The sequence below is a fragment of the Shewanella sp. SM71 genome (assembly GCF_025653905.1).
Taxonomy (GTDB): domain Bacteria; phylum Pseudomonadota; class Gammaproteobacteria; order Enterobacterales; family Shewanellaceae; genus Shewanella; species Shewanella oncorhynchi.
This window is the reverse complement of record NZ_JAKKRW010000002.1, coordinates 125,485-142,587: the sequence shown is the minus strand read 5'-3', so window position 1 is coordinate 142,587 and position 17,103 is coordinate 125,485. Positions and strand designations below refer to the sequence as shown.

Genomic DNA, 17,103 nt, shown 5'->3' with positions numbered 1-17,103 from the left:
TAAAAAAACGGCGTAATCAAATGATACGCCGTTGATATTAATTTAAATATGTCTAAGCCTGCATAAGCTTAACTGAGTTAAGCATAAAGACGAGAACTCGAATGCAAAGCCTAGGCTGCAGCCGTTTGACCACGGCCACGACCGAATACTAAACACAGTGCAATCGTCGCAATGGTCGGCAATAACCAAGCCATACCTTCTTCATAGAGTGGCAGCTTAGATAACACTGGAGACATAACATTCACTATATGGATAAAAACCTGTGCTAAGCCATTAATGGCTTGACCATCAGCGTCAGTCAAACTTTTCGCTGCCACTTTAAGACCATCGAAGATGCCGAAAAACAGTGCCACGCTCAGTACTGCACGATGTGCAAACTGTGGATTCGCAAAATAAGCGGTCAGGAAAGTCACAACCACAAGAGCAATAGCCACAGGATAAATCGTCATTAATACGGGAATACTAATAGCAATCAACTGACTTAGGCCCACGTTCGCAATCACAGCGCATATCAAGCTTAAAAAGACCACGAGGAAACGGTAAGACAGTTTAGGCATCAGCTCATTAAAGAACTCAGAACACGCACTCACTAGCCCAACCGCAGTGGTCAAACAAGCTAAAGTCACGACTGATGACAACAAGACTGAGCCTAGTTCACCAAACTCGCGGGTCACGTAATTTGTTAATATTTCGCCACCATTTTTAGTGCCGATAGCGATATCGCCAGCGGTTGCACCTAAAAAGAACAAGGACACATACACAAAAGTTAAACCAGCGGCGGCAATAAAGGCTGCACGGATTAGATACTTAGTTTGATCACTGGGTTGGTCAATGCCCTTTTTACGCAGGATATCAATAATCAACATACCAAACATCAAGGATGCTAACGTATCCATAGTGTTATAGCCTTCCAAAATACCTTTGGTCAGCGGATGCTGTTGGTAATCCCCCACTGCTTGGCCCACTTCGGATGCAGGTAAAAACAGCACTGAAACGGCTAATCCGACCAACAAAATCAATAAAATAGGCGTTAATACTTTACCTACGCTATCGAGCAACTTACCAGGGAAAAGCGCCAGCAACATAGTGACAGCGAAGAAACCTAATGTGTATAGCAGTTGCGTCAGGTTTAATTCCAAACTGCCCAGCAAAAACGTTGCCGTAGTGTCATCGATAAATGGCTTAGCGCCAATCTCGTAAGCCACTAATCCCGTACGCGGCGCAGCAAAAGCAGGGCCGATAATAATGTAAATCGCGACGGCCAATGTCGTTGCTGCAAATACTGGCAGCATAGCCATAACCTTACCTTGAGCCTTAGCGACAGCAATCAGTCCAACTAAAGGTAAACCTACGGCGGTAATCAAAAAACCCAACATGGCGAGGGGCATATTTTCGCCCGCTAACATACCCGCGAATGGTGGAAAAATTAGGTTTCCCGCACCTAAAAAGAACGCAAAGGTCATAAAACCTAAGCCTAATGTATCTCCGATACTCATCTGATTGTCTTGCACTGGAAGCCCCATCTTGTCTTATTGTTTTTTTACAAACTTAAGTGATTATGTGTCGATTAGCCATAGCTAAAACAAAGCCCATCCGGAGTGCAAATCTATGTTTACACAATTCCGTGGTAAATATGTTCGATATCTGCCGAGTTTATAAACGATGGCGAACGTTTATGTAGCCTAACTGACGACTAATTCACCAACAAACTCGTTTACCTATCCGTTAATCTTAAAAGTGATTAAAAATGGGGGCGAAACTAATACCAGACTTAAAGCATCAATACAAGACAACAAGTCCGTTCAGGCAAAAAAAGCTAAATAATGCTAATTAACTGCTAATAAAAGGTTTCTAAGGCAATAAATTAAAGCGTTAATTAAGTGAAATCAGTATTACCACGTAAAATAGTAAATGATTTGGCGACACAAATTCATACAGCTAGGACAGATGCGACTGTTTAAAAACATTAGCTAAAAACGAGGGCTAGAATTAGAATATTGCGCGCCCAATATTGGGCCTAAATCACTTTAGAACGGCAAAATTAACTCCCCATGGCATTCACTTTTAAACAATTTCATATCGATGACATGAATTGCGGCATGGCCGTAGGCACAGACAGCGTCGTCCTTGGGGCATGGGCACAACTGACCACCGCGAAATCAATCTTAGATATAGGCGCAGGCAGCGGCTTACTCAGTTTAATGGCCGCTCAGCGCAGTCAAGCACATATCACCAGTGTCGAATTAGACACCAATGCCGCCCACGCTTGCCAACATAACTTCCACAATAGTCCTTGGGCTAATCGACTGACCTTAGTCAATAGCAGCATCCAAGATTTTTGCCAACAAACTGAGTATCAAGGGTATTTTGATCATATAATTTGTAATCCCCCCTATTTTGAGCAAGGCACGCAAGCGATACAATCCCAGCGCGCTATGGCCCGCCACACAGATAGCTTAAGCTTTACCGCACTACTCGATGCCATTCATGTGTGCCTAGCACCGCAAGGAAAGGCAAGCCTCATATTACCAATGCAGAGTATGGCCCGTTTCGACGAAATATTAACGCACTCTCAGCTCAATTTGATTGAAATAACCAACCTTATCAGCATTGTAGGGAAAAGCGCTAATCGAGTACTCTGCGTACTCGCCCACAAGACTCATCCACAAATGGCTCCAAAGCTCAGTGATATCACTATTCGTGAAAGTTCAGGCCAATACACACAAACCATGGTGCAATTGGTTCGAGATTTTTACCTTAAATACTGATATCGAGTCCAATCCTGACACATTAAGTAAAGCTCGCTAAGTTTGGCAAATTTAACGAAAGGTCCAATTTCTCACAAATTAAATGCTAATACATTGACCTAAAAGTAATTAACTTATGCCAATTACCATAAAACTTTACTGACACAGAAGATAAACACAGGAGATCTAGATAAGTTATTTAAGTTAACCGCCATAACCTTTATAATGCTTCGCTATTATCCGTCGAGACGCTGCGCATGCAATTTGAAGATTTCCAGCTTGACCCTAGCTTATTAGAGTCGCTTAATGCCATGGGGCATCATTCACCCACTACGATTCAGCAAGAAACGATTCCTTACGCCTTAGAGCAAAGAGATATTCTTGCGCGCGCCCCGACAGGAACAGGTAAAACAGCGAGCTTTTTACTGCCATCGCTACAACATTTGATCGACTTCCCCCGTCGTTTTGCGGGACAAGCAAGGGTGCTAATCCTCACGCCAACCCGTGAGTTAGCTAGCCAAATCCACCGTTATGCGAGTCACCTAGCCACGGGCCAAGGTTTAGATATTGCTATCGTTACTGGTGGCGTTCCTTATGGACCACAGGAAGAGGCCTTAGCAGGCAACGTCGATATTCTGGTCGCGACCCCAGGCCGCCTGATGGAATATTTAGACAAAGGCAATTTCAACGCCCAAGAAGTCGATATCTTAATTATCGACGAAGCCGATCGCATGTTAGACATGGGCTTCTCTTCTGTGGTGCAAGCCATTGCTATTGAGGCCCAAGGCCGCAAACAGAACATGCTGTTTTCTGCCACCTTAGAAGGCGGCGGTGTACAACGTTTTGCCCGTGAAGTGTTAAACGACCCGATTGAAATCGATGTTGAAGCCCCTCGCAGTGAAAAAGCCAAGATCCACCAATGGATCCACTTAGCCGATGATAAAGAGCATAAATTTGCGCTGTTGTGTCATCTGCTACGCCAAGAGGATGTCAAACGGACTATCGTATTTGTGAAAACCCGCGACATCGTTTCTAGCCTAGAAGGCCAGTTACTTAAAGTCGGTATTCCCTGCGCCTTTATGCGTGGCGATATGGAACAGAAGAAACGCTTCCAAGCCTTGAGTCGCTTTACTAAAGGTGAAGTCAATGTCTTGTTGGCGACCGATGTGGCTGCACGCGGTATCGATATCGACGATATCACCCATGTGATCAACTTCGATATGCCACGTTCTGCCGACACTTATATCCACCGCATTGGCCGTACTGGCCGCGCTGGCGCAAAAGGTACCGCGATTTCGCTTGCCGAAGCCCACGACATGCGTATCGTCGGTAAAATCGAACGTTATATCGAGCAACCGTTGAAACGCCGCGTGATCGAAGAGCTGCGTCCAAAGAATAAAGAAGCGCGCACACCGGGTAAGAAAAAAGCCAAAGTGAAAGCGAAAGAAGCTGCGAAGAAAACGAGCAAGAAAGAAGCGGCAAAGAAAGCGAGTAAAATCGCCCGTAAGAAAAAATAACACCCGCTTAAATTCACCAAACTAAAGCCGCTATATGCGGCTTTTTTATTACCAAAATATAACTTACGTGGGTGATTTTACTAAAAATATCCTGCTATGTTTAATTATATAGAATGAAATGCGGCGGATTTAGAGCGGTTAACCCCAATGCGTATTCATTCTTATTTCAATATATTCCAATCACCTAACTGAACCTTTCATCACCTTTCTGCTCTAATTTTCGCCCAAATATCGATGCATGATGCGCATATCTGTCGCGGCATCACTTTTAGAAACATTTAATTTACAAAAATAAATTTATTGGCGTGGCCGACTCTGCTACTTTAACCCCATTACGCGATTAGCATGGATTTAACCATTATATGATGAAGACCCTACTGAGGAGACTGTCTCCTTTTCTTATTCTGCTGCTGTTTGTCTTTGGCGCAGCCTTATTAATGCAAACGAAGGAGGCGCCAGAACAAAAACCTGAAGAGATGCCCATTCCTATCGTTGATGTCACGCAAGTGACTCAGCAAACAGTATCGCTAAACTTACCTTCCTACGGCGTGGTTACCCCAAAGTATAAAACCCAACTCGTAACCGAAGTTCAAGGCAGAATGCTCACTATCTCCCCTCATTTTGTTGCAGGTGGCATAGTCAAGAAAGGCGACCAATTAGCGCAAATCGAGCCCTCTGATTACGAGGCTGACTTAATGCAAGCCGAAGCGACGCTGGCCCAAGCCACCGCCGCACTGAACGAAGAAATAGCCCGTGGTGAAGTCGCTAAAATCGAATTCAAAGGCTACGACAAGGGCTTGCCCCCAGAGTTAGGTCTACGTATCCCGCAACTCAAAAAAGAACAAGCTAACGTAAAATATGCACAAGCAGCACTGGCGCGCGCCCAACGTAACCTTGAGCGCACAGTTATTCGCGCGCCCTTTGATGGCATAATCAAAGTTAGAAATGTCGATTTAGGTCAATACGTTAGCTTAGGCACTAATCTAGGTGAGCTCTACGATACTAGCGTTGCCGAAATCCGCTTACCCATTTCTAATGATGATTTAGCCTATTTAGAGTCTGTCGACAATCCCGATACCCAAGTCACGCTTAGCGCCTCTTTGGCGGGCAAAGAAAATACTTGGGAAGGTAATATTATCCGCAGTGAAGGTGTTATCGATGCCGAAAATCGCATGGTGTATTTAGTCGCAGAAATCAAAGATCCCTATCTGCGCGCGAATAAAGTGCCAGGTAGCTTACCACTTAAATACGGCAGCTTCGTCAATGCAGTCATCAAAGGTCGCACTGTCGATGGCATAGTCAAATTGCCCCGCCATGTGGTTCGTAACGACCAAGTCGCGCTAGTCAACGACAAAAATATCATTGAAATGCGCCAAGTAAATGTAGTTCGTAGTGATTTAGAAAATGTGTTCATCAAAGACAGTCTAAAAACGGGCGAACGCGTCGCTACGACCCACTTCAACAGTATGGCAAATGGGCAAATGGTCAAAATCTTAGGTGAAGCGGCCTTGCCCACTGAGACACCAAAAGAAAATACTCCTGAATCGAGTCTTGCGGCCGCTGGAGTCAAATAATGGACACTCAAAAAGGGATCTTAGCTTGGTTCGCCCGCAACAGTGTAGCCGCGAACTTATTAATGTGTGTTCTGCTCATCGGCGGCCTGTTCAGCAGTATTTTGATTAATAAAGAGGTTTTTCCTTCTTTCGAACTCAATTTATTAAATATTTCCGTCGCCTATCCAGGTGCGGCGCCACAGGAAATCGAAGAAGGCATCAACATCAAGATTGAAGAAGCCATCCAAGATATCAACGGCATCAAGAAAGTGACTTCTGTGGCTAGCGAAGGCGTTGGCTCGATTACCGTTGAAGTTGAAGACGGTTACGAAGTGCAGACCATTCTCGATGAAGCCAAACTGCGGTTAGATGCAATTTCAACCTTCCCAGTGAACATCGAAAAACCGAATATCTCTCAAATCAAACCTGAGAATAACGTCATTTGGGTTTCTGTTTATGGCGATATGACACTCCACGATATGAAAGAATTGGCTAAGTCGGTGCGTGACGATTTAACCCAACTCCCCGCTGTAACCCGTGCGAAAGTCACAGGGGTGCGCGATTATGAAATCGGTATTGAAGTTTCTGAGAATAAGTTGCGAGAGTACGGTTTGACCTTCTCGCAGGTCGCATTAGCAGTGCAAAACTCTTCCTTAGACTTACCAGGCGGCTCTATTCGTGCTCAAGATGGCGATATCCTATTGCGCACCAAAGGCCAAGCCTACACGGGCGATGACTTTGCCAATATAGTCGTCACAACTCGCGCCGACGGTAGCCGCGTGATGCTGCCACAAGTGGCGACCATCAAAGATGATTTCGAAGAACGTTTGGAATATACCCGCTTTAACGGCAAACCCGCTGCGATTATTGAAGTTACCAGCATTGATGATCAAAACGCCTTAGACATTGCAGACCAAGTCAAACAGTACGTCGAGCAGCGCCGCGCCACACTGCCAGCTAACGCTCAACTCGATACTTGGGGTGATATGACCCACTATCTCCAGGGCCGCTTAGACATGATGATGTCGAACATGTTTTACGGTGCCTTGTTGGTGTTTATCATCTTAGCCATGTTCCTCGATCTGAAGTTAGCATTTTGGGTCATGATGGGGATACCCGTGTGTTTCCTCGGCACTATGTTGGTCATGCCACTCGAACCTTTCTCCATGACGATCAACATGTTGACCCTATTCGCTTTTATCTTGGTGCTCGGAATAGTGGTGGATGATGCCATTGTCATCGGCGAGAGTGCCTACACAGAGGTCGAACGCCACGGTCACTCGGTTGAGAACGTGATCCGCGGCGCGCAAAAAGTGGCGATGCCCGCGACCTTCGGGGTCTTAACCACAATTGCGGCATTTATTCCCATGTTAATGGTTTCTGGCCCTATGGGGATTATCTGGAAATCCATCGGTATGGTGGTCATCCTCTGTTTAGCCTTCTCACTGGTAGAGTCTAAGTTCATTCTGCCAGCGCATTTAGCGCACATGAAGTTTAAAAAACCTGGCGCACCAAAGGGATTCTTTGGCCACCTAAAAGCCAATTTTAACGACAGAGTGCAATACTTTATTCACCACAGTTATCGCAACTTTCTCGAGCGCTGTATCAAACACAGATACAACGTGGTCGCGGCCTTTATCGGTGTATTGATTCTGTCGATTGCCTTAGTCGCCAGTGGCAAAGTGCGCTGGGTATTTTTCCCAGACATTCCCTCAGACTTTATTCAAGTTGAGCTTGAAATGGATGAAGGCAGCTCCGAAGGTAACACCTTAAAAGTGGTACAGAGCATAGAAGAAGCCCTGTACAAGATGAACGAAAAAATGGAGAAAGATAACGGTTATCAAGTGGTGAAGCACAGCTTTATCAATATGAGCTCCCGTACCTCGGCCTTCATTTTTGCAGAACTGACGAAAGGTGAAGACCGTGAAGTCGATGGCGTGACGATTGCTGCGGCCTGGCGTGAACAATTACCCGAGCTTTTGTCGGTCAAAAAACTCAGCTTTAACGCGAGCACCAACGATGCCGGCGGCGATATTTCCTTCAGATTGACCTCGAGTGACCTCGATGAGCTGTCCGCAGCCTCTAAAGAATTGAAGCAAAAACTCGCCAGCTATGAAGGCGTGTACGATATTGCCGACAACTTTTCATCGGGCAGCCATGAAATTCGCCTCAAGATACGCCCAGAAGCAGAAGCCCTTGGCCTGACGCTTTCCGATTTAGCTCGCCAAGTACGTTATGGTTTCTACGGTTACGAAGCCCAACGGATTTTGCGTAATAAAGAAGAAATCAAGGTGATGGTGCGCTACCCATTAGAGCAACGTCGTACTGTAGGTTATCTTGAAAATATGCTGATCCGCACGCCAACAGGCACTTCGGTTCCCTTCTCGACCGTGGCACAAATTGAAAAAGGTGAATCCTACGCCTCAATTACCCGTGTTGACGGCAAGCGAGCGATTACCATCACGGCAAATGCCAACAAAAACATCGTTGAACCTTCAAAAGTAGTGCAAGAAATCCAAAAAGATTACCTGCCACAATTGCAGGCCAAGTACCCTAAAATCCAAACTGCACTGGACGGTGGCAGTTTGGATGAACAGAATGCCATGGTCGGTTTGATGCAAGGCTTCTTCTTTGCGCTGTTCACCATTTATGCTTTGATGGCCGTGCCACTTAAATCCTACAGTCAGCCGTTAATCATCATGTCTGTGATCCCCTTCGGGATTATCGGCGCCCTGTTTGGTCACTTGATTCAGGGACTCGCGATGAGCGTGTTAAGTCTCTGCGGCATAGTGGCATTAGCGGGAGTGGTGGTGAACGACTCCTTGATTTTGGTGGACTTTGTGAACCGTGCGCGGGAGCAAGGGCAATCGGCCAGGCAGGCGGCGGTCGATTCAGGCTGTTATCGTTTTAGGGCGATCATCCTGACGTCACTCACCACCTTCGTCGGCTTAGTGCCTATTATTCTCGAACGTAGTTTGCAGGCGCAAATAGTGATCCCTATGGCGACATCCCTCGCCTTCGGTATCCTGTTCTCGACCGTTGTGACGCTAATTTTAGTACCCTTGCTGTACATCATACTCGACGACGTTAAGCGCACTAGCAGCCGCTTCTTCCATTGGTGGTGGCAGCCTAAAAAAGACCATGAAGTGGACTTTACACCTGAGCATTTAGAGCCGCCAGTCCCCACTGACTATAAAAAAGACTATCTATAGGAAGTAAACTAGAAGCAGTTAATCAATATATTGAACCTTAAAAAGAGAGCTTAGGCTCTCTTTTTAATCCTCAGTGCGAGTCAATAACCTCTCAATCATCTATGTCATTTTGAGTCTGCCGCGAGTGGCTTGAGCTTTCAAGTTGCGATCTAGTTGACAGTTATCGCATCAGGCTTTCGCTACACTGTGTCTAAGTCGTCAGCTATCGTTAGAATGAAACCCATCATTATGTCTGAGCATCTGCACAAGCAAAATATTGATAAACCACAAGTTGTCACCACAGAAACCCTAGCGAACGGTCACATAACAGATGAAGTTTGCACGAATGAAACCTGTGCGACTGAAACGCTTGTCTATGATATTCGTCGCAGTCGCTACCTTAATATTACGGGTCGCTGCACCCTGCGCTGCACGTTTTGTCCAAAACATAATGGCAGTAAACAGATCCACGAATATCAACTGGCACTGTGTCACCAACCTAAGCCCGAAGAAATTATTCCACTGCTTGGCGATGTTAAAGACTTCGAAGAATATGTGTTTTGTGGCTATGGTGAACCGACCTTAAATCTTCCAACCTTGCTGGCGGTGGCGAAAGAAATTAAACAAAGAGGCGGACGAGTACGTATTAATACCGATGGTTTAGGTAATTTAGTCCATAGGCGCAATATTTTGCCAGAACTGGCCAACTGCGTTGATAGTTTATCCATTTCCCTCAATGCGGATAATGAAGCCGCCTATATGGAACATTGTCGCCCCAAACTCGCCGGTTCTTATGCCGCCGTACATGCTTTCATCGCATTAGCGCCACACTATATTGAAACGGTACAAGTTTCAGCCATCGAAGGATTAGCGGGTGTTGATATCGACATCTGTCGTGAACAAGTTGAATCCTACGGCTGCGAATTCAAGCATCGCATATTAGGCGCCTTAGGCTAAACGACATTCTAATACAGCCAAAATCGACTGAAATACCCAAGCAGATAACACTGTCGATTACGTGAGTGGTACATGTGTGAATCGTCTTAACTTTTACTCAAGAAATCTTGCTGAGTAACTTGGCACTGTCGTAACAATTCTTTCGTGTTAACATAGCGAAATTAACAGTTCACCCACTCATAATCGGTTCATGCTGAAGAATAACCCAAGCACGTATCCCGCTGCGCCACTGCTCTCTTTAACTCAAGGGATCTATTGGTCGCATCAACGCTTACTCGCTATTGCAAGCCAGCTTTCTATGCTGGTGATTGGCATGATTATTTTAACTCACTTAATCATTACGTTAGGTGAACGACGCCTGCAAGAAGAGTGGGCAACGCAAAGATACAGTGAACTGCAAACCATAGGCTCATTGATCGCAGATAAAGTGTCTTTTCAGCAATTTCGAACCCAAATTTTCGCCAATGGGGAACTGCTAAAACAATACTTAAGCAATCCTACCGCCAAGCAACAACTTAAATTGCAGGAAAACTGGCAAGATCTAGTAAAACATATTCCTGAGTTACTCGGCATTGCACTGTACGATCCCCAAGGTAACTATAAATTCTCAACGCCCCCTAATTTCAATAAAGATGCCTTACCACCGACCTTACTTGGAGCGAGTCGGAGCATGGGTGGCAAGGAGGTCTATACCTCACCGCTGGAATTTGTTCCGATAGACGGCATGCTTGAACCTTATATGTATCAAATGGCGTGGCTCGAGAAGCCCGATCAGAGTTCTATCGGTTATCTGGTGACGTACAACTCTATGGTAAAAATGCTGGAGGCCATAAAACCAGCCTTTTCGAGCAATAAGTCCCCTATGTTAGTGCTGGATACTCAAGGATTACTCTATGCTGGCGCGAGCGATCTCGCCCCTCTAAGCAATATGCCAGAGACCTTAGGAGCAAGTTTAAGACAGAGCTATCCGGCCCTGTGGCGCGATATGTCCATGAGCAACTTTGGACAATTCCACGGTGAAGAAGCCACTTATGTTTACCTTAAAATCGAACTCACAGCCCAACCTGAGACTCACAGAGAATATTTTTTACTCTCCTATGTGCGCAACTCAGACATAGCTGCTCGTTTCTCACAATGGCAAAACATTGTCATTGTGGCATCGTTAATATTAACGGTTTTAGCCGCTTGGGTTGTACTACTCAGCCACATGTATCGCTTACAACAGCGTTCACGCCAATACAGTATTGATGTTGCTAATGGCTTATTTAATAGTGACATCGGCTTTATGATGGTCAACGAAAATGCCAGAGTCATCAGTGCCAATACTAAAGCGGCACAAGCGACCTTAGTACCATTAGATGAACTGACAGACCGAAGCCTACAGCGTACCTTATGCCTCGATGATAAAACCTACACGGAGTTAATGGAGCAGGTACATAAAACCGGTCAATGGTCTGGTGAAATCAGTCTAGAGAGTATCGATGGCCCTACTTTACGCGTTCATATCCGCCAAGCACCAAGGGCGAGCCGAGGCTCACCACATCTATTAATCACCCTTGAGGACATCAGTGAGTTAATCAGCAGCAAACAAAATGCTTTTCTCAGTGAGCTTTTATGCGATAACACAGTCGCGACAGCCCTCACAGATGCTAACGGTAAACTGATTAAAATCAATCCTGTATTCGATGCGTTAATGCAACTCAATGGCGATTTAAATCAAGATTTAGCGTCATTACTCGCGAATGATTTAGGCAATCAATGGCAGAGGATCAGCGCCCAAATTGCCATGCAAGGTCAGTGGCAAGGGCAAATTCTATGCTCACCTAAACAGGCGCATTCCAATTGTTTGCAAGCCACATTGAAGGGCCATGTGGCTGCCGATGGTGAGATTGATTATATCGTCTGCACTTTAGAGCAAGCCGCCGAGCGTGGTCGAGGCACAGAGAAGCGTAACCTTGTACCCCATCGCAGTACTATTCTGCTGAATTTGGCAGATTTAGAACGTTACTTTAACTCTCTGCCGCCACCAAGCCGTCTCAGTTCAAGCTTACTGTTAATGGATATCAATCCAGAGGGCATGCTAAGCCACATGAGTGATATCGACCAACTGGCAAATCGTCAGCAAGAAATAGAAGTGCAATTATTGCTTGAAATTCCAGCTAATTATCAAATTCTGCATTGGCAGCTAGGGAAGCTCATTGTGATGTTACCTGACACAGACGCCACCCATGCGCACAACTTTGCCCTCAATATGATGGAAAAGCTCAATGGTAATGGCTTAGGGGAAGGTATTAGTATTGGTATTGCGGGTTATCAAGAAGGCCAGACATTAGAGCAATATTTGAATAATGCCGAAGTCGCCCTAAAACGGGCGAAGCAAAATAACGATCAGAATATCGGTCAAGCCTTTACTCGTCATCAATCGTAGATTCGGGTGCATTAACTGAGTCAGGCAACTGACTCTGGGTAATTTCTATGATTGCCGAGCGGTTCATGGTGATTTTATAGCGGATATACTGCGGGGCTTCGCGCCCATCACGCAACACTAAAATCAGGTTGACTTGATAGCGCCGCTCAACCGATTCATAACTAATTTTGCCTTCAACTTCCTTATAAATCTTCGCTTTACCCCGTTCTAAATAACGGGCAAAAGGCACTAAGCTAAAGCTCACTTGCTCTTGAATAGTCGAATATCCCGCTTGAAATTCACTCTGATTCACCTTAGTGGCGATTTTATAGTGCAGAATTTCCGCATCGACCTTATTTTGGCTATGTCTGTGCTTTAGAATGTCACTGACTTTTTCGGGTAGATCTTGCTGACGCATAAACTCAAGCCATACCAACTGCTTAGCGATAACCGCCTGACTCGTAGTATCCCGTAAAATGCGGCTCCAACGTGGTCGACCCCGCTGAATAAATCGCCACATGGCATTGCGCACATCGTCCTTAAAGATTTCCCTGAAACCGTAGATCACGGCTAAGGTCAGCACTAGCGCAATAGTAAAACCACTAAAGGCGCCCTGCGCTTGAATTATCAACGCAGACACCACCAACATCACTAACGCGGTTGCCAGTCCTGTCGTAAACTTTTTAAGGCCAATCCCTAAAGGCTTTAACTCTTCTTTGAGTACCACACCTTGTTGGATTAAACGGCGCAACAACAACATCTTGTTAGAGATACGGTTAGGATCTTGCTTAGTTTGCGCAGAGTTGTACTTATGCTCATCACGATAGGCACATTCATTACGGCAGAGCGTGAGTACCCGCTCTAAAATATCGTTGAAATCACTGGTACGAGTGGCATAAGCGAGCACTTTGAGTAACTGCTGCTCACAAAACCAAGACAAGTAGTTATCAGCATTTTCAAAGTAAGATTTCCATTTAGGATCACCTGGTTCGTTACGACGAAACTTTTTCAGCAACTGGGCAATTTGTTCGCGTAATTCGTCGAGGGCAAAATAAAAATGGGTTACATCTGTGATTTGATTGAGTTCTTTAACATCGTTTTCAACCGCAACCGCAAACTGATAGGCGAAGAGATTTAGGTACAACCTGAACTCTTCAACAGTACGGCGATTTAAACTGGCAAAACGCCCCTGCACCAGAGGTAAGTGCAAGCCTTCTGAATAGTATGAGCGACGTCCAACTATTGAGCTGTAGTAGTACTCTTCTTCATTGAGCGTGCGCGAACCTATGCCCATTTCCTTAGGTAAAAAGAAATAGAGATCAAGCTGACGATTATCGCCCTTTTCCATCTGATGGCTGAACTTAATCGACAGGGATTCTTCTTGCTTTACACGTATCTTAGACACAACACCCTTTTCATGAATCCCTCACTGGAGACTCACCACAGTAATCACAAATCAATGAGCACTAATCTTAACTGAAATAAACTCAAATTCACTGATTAAATTCGACTATTTACGATTCTGCATCCACAAATGGTATTGCTAGGCTGAAAAAGGACCACGGCATAATCTTTGGTATCATCCATATCTAACACCTCGATACTGAGATTGTGCATTTCCGAGTCATTAAAATGTAAGCTGCTGATATAGGATAGATATTTCATATGTTCTGGCCAATTTTTTTGCTTTTCAATTTCAGATTCCGTTTTCGTTTTAACGGTAACTTTATAGGTCATGCTATTGGCCTCAATACTGTCGACTTTGCCTTGCATTAAAATATTGCCCGCACTCGTACCGTCAATATTAAAGTAACGATAATTGATCTGCGTATTGTCAGCGGCAATCAAAACATCCACGAGTAGGTAAAATTTACCGTCACTGCTAACACTCGCGCTGCCGCTAGAATTGGCACTAGAATGGCGGTCGAATAATTCAGAGCTGCAATTTAAAATCATCGTCTGATTAGTAGCCGACTGTTTGTATATCACACCGCAAGCCATAATCAATGCCGACAAGATAACAATATTAATCGTCCACTTTAGCCATTTAGCCACAGATGTTAACCTCCTGCAGCCAAGCAGCATCGATGAAGGTTTTCGGTCGAGTGAAATCACTGATTTTAATATTACGGATCACTGACTGACCGAGTTTTTCGCCTCGAAAAGTAATATTAAGCACTTGTTTATCATGGGACAAAGAAGCATAAACATCAGCCCAATCACTTTGACCGCAGGCGATTAATCCTGCACTTAAGCGCTCACCTAATTCGAAGAGTAAGGTGTTATTAGTATTGGAATCAGCAAATAAGTGTAATCGCACTTGCTGGCCAGAAGCCAAAGGTAATATTGAGGTCATAAGTGCTTGGGTTGGCTTGCTGTGATCCGTATGATTCAAATAAAACACCGAAAACGCTAACATAAACCCGAATAACACTAAGGCACTCCACAAAGGCACTGTGTGCAATCTGAGGTAATTAACACCTCTAAACTCAGTCCCATTAGATGGTTGGAGTAAATAACCTTGGCCTTTCACGGTTTCAATCAAGCCCTCATATTGAGGTCCAAGAAAGCTGCGAAGCATAAAAACAGCACGGGCCACAGAGGTATCAGTTAGCGGCGGATGCTTTCCATCCCCCGTCTTCAGCATATGCTTAGAAACCAACTTACCTTGATGCTCAACAAGCAAATTAAGCACTTGTAACTCGGCTCGAGGAAGATGCCAAGATTCATCGCGAGACAACTCAATCAGTATGCCTCGTTCCCGATCAAACCTGCAGTCTCCCAATTGCATCAACATCCACTCAACTCCATAAAAACACAAAGTTAAGTCTATGCAAACTAACTAATGATTAATGTGATCTTGCTAACCCAAGTCAGCAAATAGTTAATTTTCGTGAGACGACCCCCACGTTCAGCGCTATTAGGCAAAAACATGCGTTAGCTCACAGGAATAAATGCCATTTAGCACATGGTAAATTCGGCATAAATTTACATAAATATAATAAATATCGGGACGATGAGCACCTTGCAATCTGTTTAGTTAATTAAAATGCAGAATTTAAGTCGGTTAATTCTATTGTAGTGATGCTATTTACCGCTCATGTAAAAGGCAAATATCCTCCGGCGTAAATCACAATATTTATCTCAAGCATGCTTAGAATTTACGCCATCAATTTATCTTTAGCATTTGATAAATAGAAGTAATCCTACATAGAGGAAATACATAATGAGCATAAATAGACGTCAAGCATTAACCCGTATTATTGGTATTAGCACCGCTGCGGCAGGTGCAACACTCATGGGGACATCGGTTCTCGCGGCAACGAATGCCGATGGTCAATATCAATTAGCGATAGGTGAGAAACTTAAATACGTTCCACTTGATGCAATGGCAACAGCAAAACTGGCCTATGAAACGGGTGGTGGTTGTATGCACCAAGTTTTTCATGCCGTTGTGACTATGCTAGCCCAATCTAATAGTGCCGATGCAGACAAGTTCAAAACAATCCCAACGGCATTAGCCGCCTATGGTTTTGCAGGGGTAACGGGCCAAGGCACACTCTGCGGTAATCTTAATGCGATAGGCATGTTAGTGAATATTTTAGATGACATTAATGGTCACAATAACGCCGTGATAGCCAATACCTTCCGCTACTACGAAAATACAACGCTCCCTTTATCTTCACCTGAATTTGTTACTGGTATTGGCTCGACAGCAGAAAAAACGGCTCTTGTGGGCAGTTCATCAAAAGCCAAGAGCGTGTTATGCCACTCATCTATCAGTAACTGGTCAAAGGCTTCTGGCTTACCATTCGCGAAAAAAGGTGAACGCTGTTACCGCTTATCCGCGTCTATGGCTTATTACTTAGTCGATGTATTAAATCGTGCCTATCAAGGGGAGAATATCGGCGCCCTTGTTGGTAGTAAACCAACACCAGATGCACAAGATTGCCAAACTTGTCACGGTAGCACTAGCACACTAGGCTCAGCGGCAAGTGTAAAAACAGACATGGAATGCACCACTTGCCATACAGGGCATTTCAATTAAGGAGACTGTGATGAAATACCCATTACTCACATTGACCCTCGCGACATTAATGCTCGTAGGATGTGGCAGTGACAGCAATAACACTGAGCCTGAAACGCCGCAGCCACCTCCCGTCGAAAATGCAGTAAACATTGATGAAGCAACGCAAATAAATCTCAAGCTTGAGCAATTTGACTCGAGTACAGGGACAATTCAATTTTCACTGACGAATGCGCAACAAGAAGCGATCACTGCAGCAAAAACCTATGATATTTACTATTTTGGGTTCCCCGACAAAGCCAAGGAATCCTCGAATCCGAAGGCATGGAAACACTGGCATGTTACCCAAAATTATCGTTGCCAAAGTCTTGGAGAATGCAGCGGTAAATTAACCGAAGTCACAAGCGGTCAATATCAATTTGAGATAGCAGGCTTAGATTGGGCTCAGCAGGATCCAAGTGGTTCAGTGGCACAAATTAAAGTCGCGATTCAGATCTACGGCGCAAAAGCCAATAACGAGCTGGATTTAATCCAAGTGCTACCGCAATAATCCTTCCAATGACATATCCAAACAAATAGAGGCATCCATCGGATGCCTCTATTTTATTCATTGATATCTAGACGTTATGCGATTGAATTTTGTTAGATCGATGTTGTTCGCTAAATAATTCGCGATATTATCCGCTACAAAACGACTCACAAAC

The 17,103-nt window shown here is 44.7% G+C and carries 12 protein-coding genes; 8 read left to right on the top strand and 4 right to left on the bottom strand.

The window, feature by feature from the left end; translation table 11 throughout:
* Window positions 1-110: 110 nt before the first annotated feature.
* Window positions 111-1,523, bottom strand: coding sequence for a branched-chain amino acid transport system II carrier protein (brnQ, locus tag L5L97_RS03095; protein ID WP_212599767.1), 1,413 nt, complete (start codon window positions 1,521-1,523; stop codon window positions 111-113).
* A 528-nt stretch (window positions 1,524-2,051) separates the two neighbouring features.
* Here brnQ and L5L97_RS03090 point away from each other — a divergent pair.
* From L5L97_RS03090 to L5L97_RS03065, 6 genes are all read left to right on the top strand, one after another.
* On the top strand, window positions 2,052-2,768 hold the full coding sequence (locus tag L5L97_RS03090) for a tRNA1(Val) (adenine(37)-N6)-methyltransferase (protein ID WP_263181974.1): 717 nt from the start codon (window positions 2,052-2,054) through the stop codon (window positions 2,766-2,768).
* Between the two features lie 236 nt (window positions 2,769-3,004).
* On the top strand, window positions 3,005-4,264 hold the full coding sequence (gene srmB, locus L5L97_RS03085; RefSeq protein ID WP_105250089.1) for an ATP-dependent RNA helicase SrmB: 1,260 nt from the start codon (window positions 3,005-3,007) through the stop codon (window positions 4,262-4,264).
* Window positions 4,265-4,626: 362 nt separating this feature from the next.
* Complete coding sequence (locus L5L97_RS03080) at window positions 4,627-5,838, top strand: efflux RND transporter periplasmic adaptor subunit (RefSeq protein WP_263181973.1); 1,212 nt, start codon at window positions 4,627-4,629, stop codon at window positions 5,836-5,838.
* The gene (locus tag L5L97_RS03075; RefSeq protein ID WP_263181971.1) at window positions 5,838-9,029 is read left to right on the top strand and encodes an efflux RND transporter permease subunit; all 3,192 of its coding nucleotides are present in this window, start codon (window positions 5,838-5,840) and stop codon (window positions 9,027-9,029) included. Before L5L97_RS03080 ends, L5L97_RS03075 begins: the two co-directional genes overlap by 1 nt.
* 228 nt (window positions 9,030-9,257) lie before the next feature.
* Window positions 9,258-9,965, top strand: coding sequence for a TatD family nuclease-associated radical SAM protein (locus tag L5L97_RS03070; protein WP_263181969.1), 708 nt, complete (start codon window positions 9,258-9,260; stop codon window positions 9,963-9,965).
* A gap of 190 nt (window positions 9,966-10,155) precedes the next feature.
* On the top strand, window positions 10,156-12,393 hold the full coding sequence (locus L5L97_RS03065) for a PAS domain-containing protein (protein WP_263181967.1): 2,238 nt from the start codon (window positions 10,156-10,158) through the stop codon (window positions 12,391-12,393).
* Here L5L97_RS03065 and L5L97_RS03060 read toward each other — a convergent pair.
* The 3 genes from L5L97_RS03060 to L5L97_RS03050 all read right to left on the bottom strand — a co-directional run bounded on the left by L5L97_RS03060 (window position 12,374) and on the right by L5L97_RS03050 (window position 15,169).
* Window positions 12,374-13,777, bottom strand: coding sequence for a hypothetical protein (locus tag L5L97_RS03060; RefSeq protein WP_028761621.1), 1,404 nt, complete (start codon window positions 13,775-13,777; stop codon window positions 12,374-12,376). The two genes, L5L97_RS03065 and L5L97_RS03060, sit on opposite strands and share 20 nt — an antisense overlap.
* A 95-nt stretch (window positions 13,778-13,872) precedes the next feature.
* Window positions 13,873-14,427 carry a hypothetical protein gene (locus L5L97_RS03055; protein WP_263181965.1) on the bottom strand — a complete coding sequence of 185 codons (555 nt, stop codon included), beginning with the start codon at window positions 14,425-14,427 and terminating at the stop codon, window positions 13,873-13,875.
* On the bottom strand, window positions 14,420-15,169 hold the full coding sequence (locus L5L97_RS03050) for a transcriptional regulator (protein WP_105250092.1): 750 nt from the start codon (window positions 15,167-15,169) through the stop codon (window positions 14,420-14,422). The genes L5L97_RS03055 and L5L97_RS03050 overlap by 8 nt, the downstream gene beginning before the upstream one ends.
* Before the next feature lie 429 nt (window positions 15,170-15,598).
* Between L5L97_RS03050 and L5L97_RS03045 the strand changes: the two genes are divergently transcribed.
* Both L5L97_RS03045 and L5L97_RS03040 read left to right on the top strand, forming a co-directional pair.
* Complete coding sequence (locus L5L97_RS03045) at window positions 15,599-16,420, top strand: cytochrome C (protein ID WP_168824862.1); 822 nt, start codon at window positions 15,599-15,601, stop codon at window positions 16,418-16,420.
* A gap of 10 nt (window positions 16,421-16,430) precedes the next feature.
* Window positions 16,431-16,949 (top strand): hypothetical protein, encoded by a 519-nt coding sequence (locus L5L97_RS03040; protein ID WP_173497322.1) that lies wholly within the window; start codon window positions 16,431-16,433, stop codon window positions 16,947-16,949.
* The last annotated feature ends 154 nt before the right edge of the window (window positions 16,950-17,103 follow it).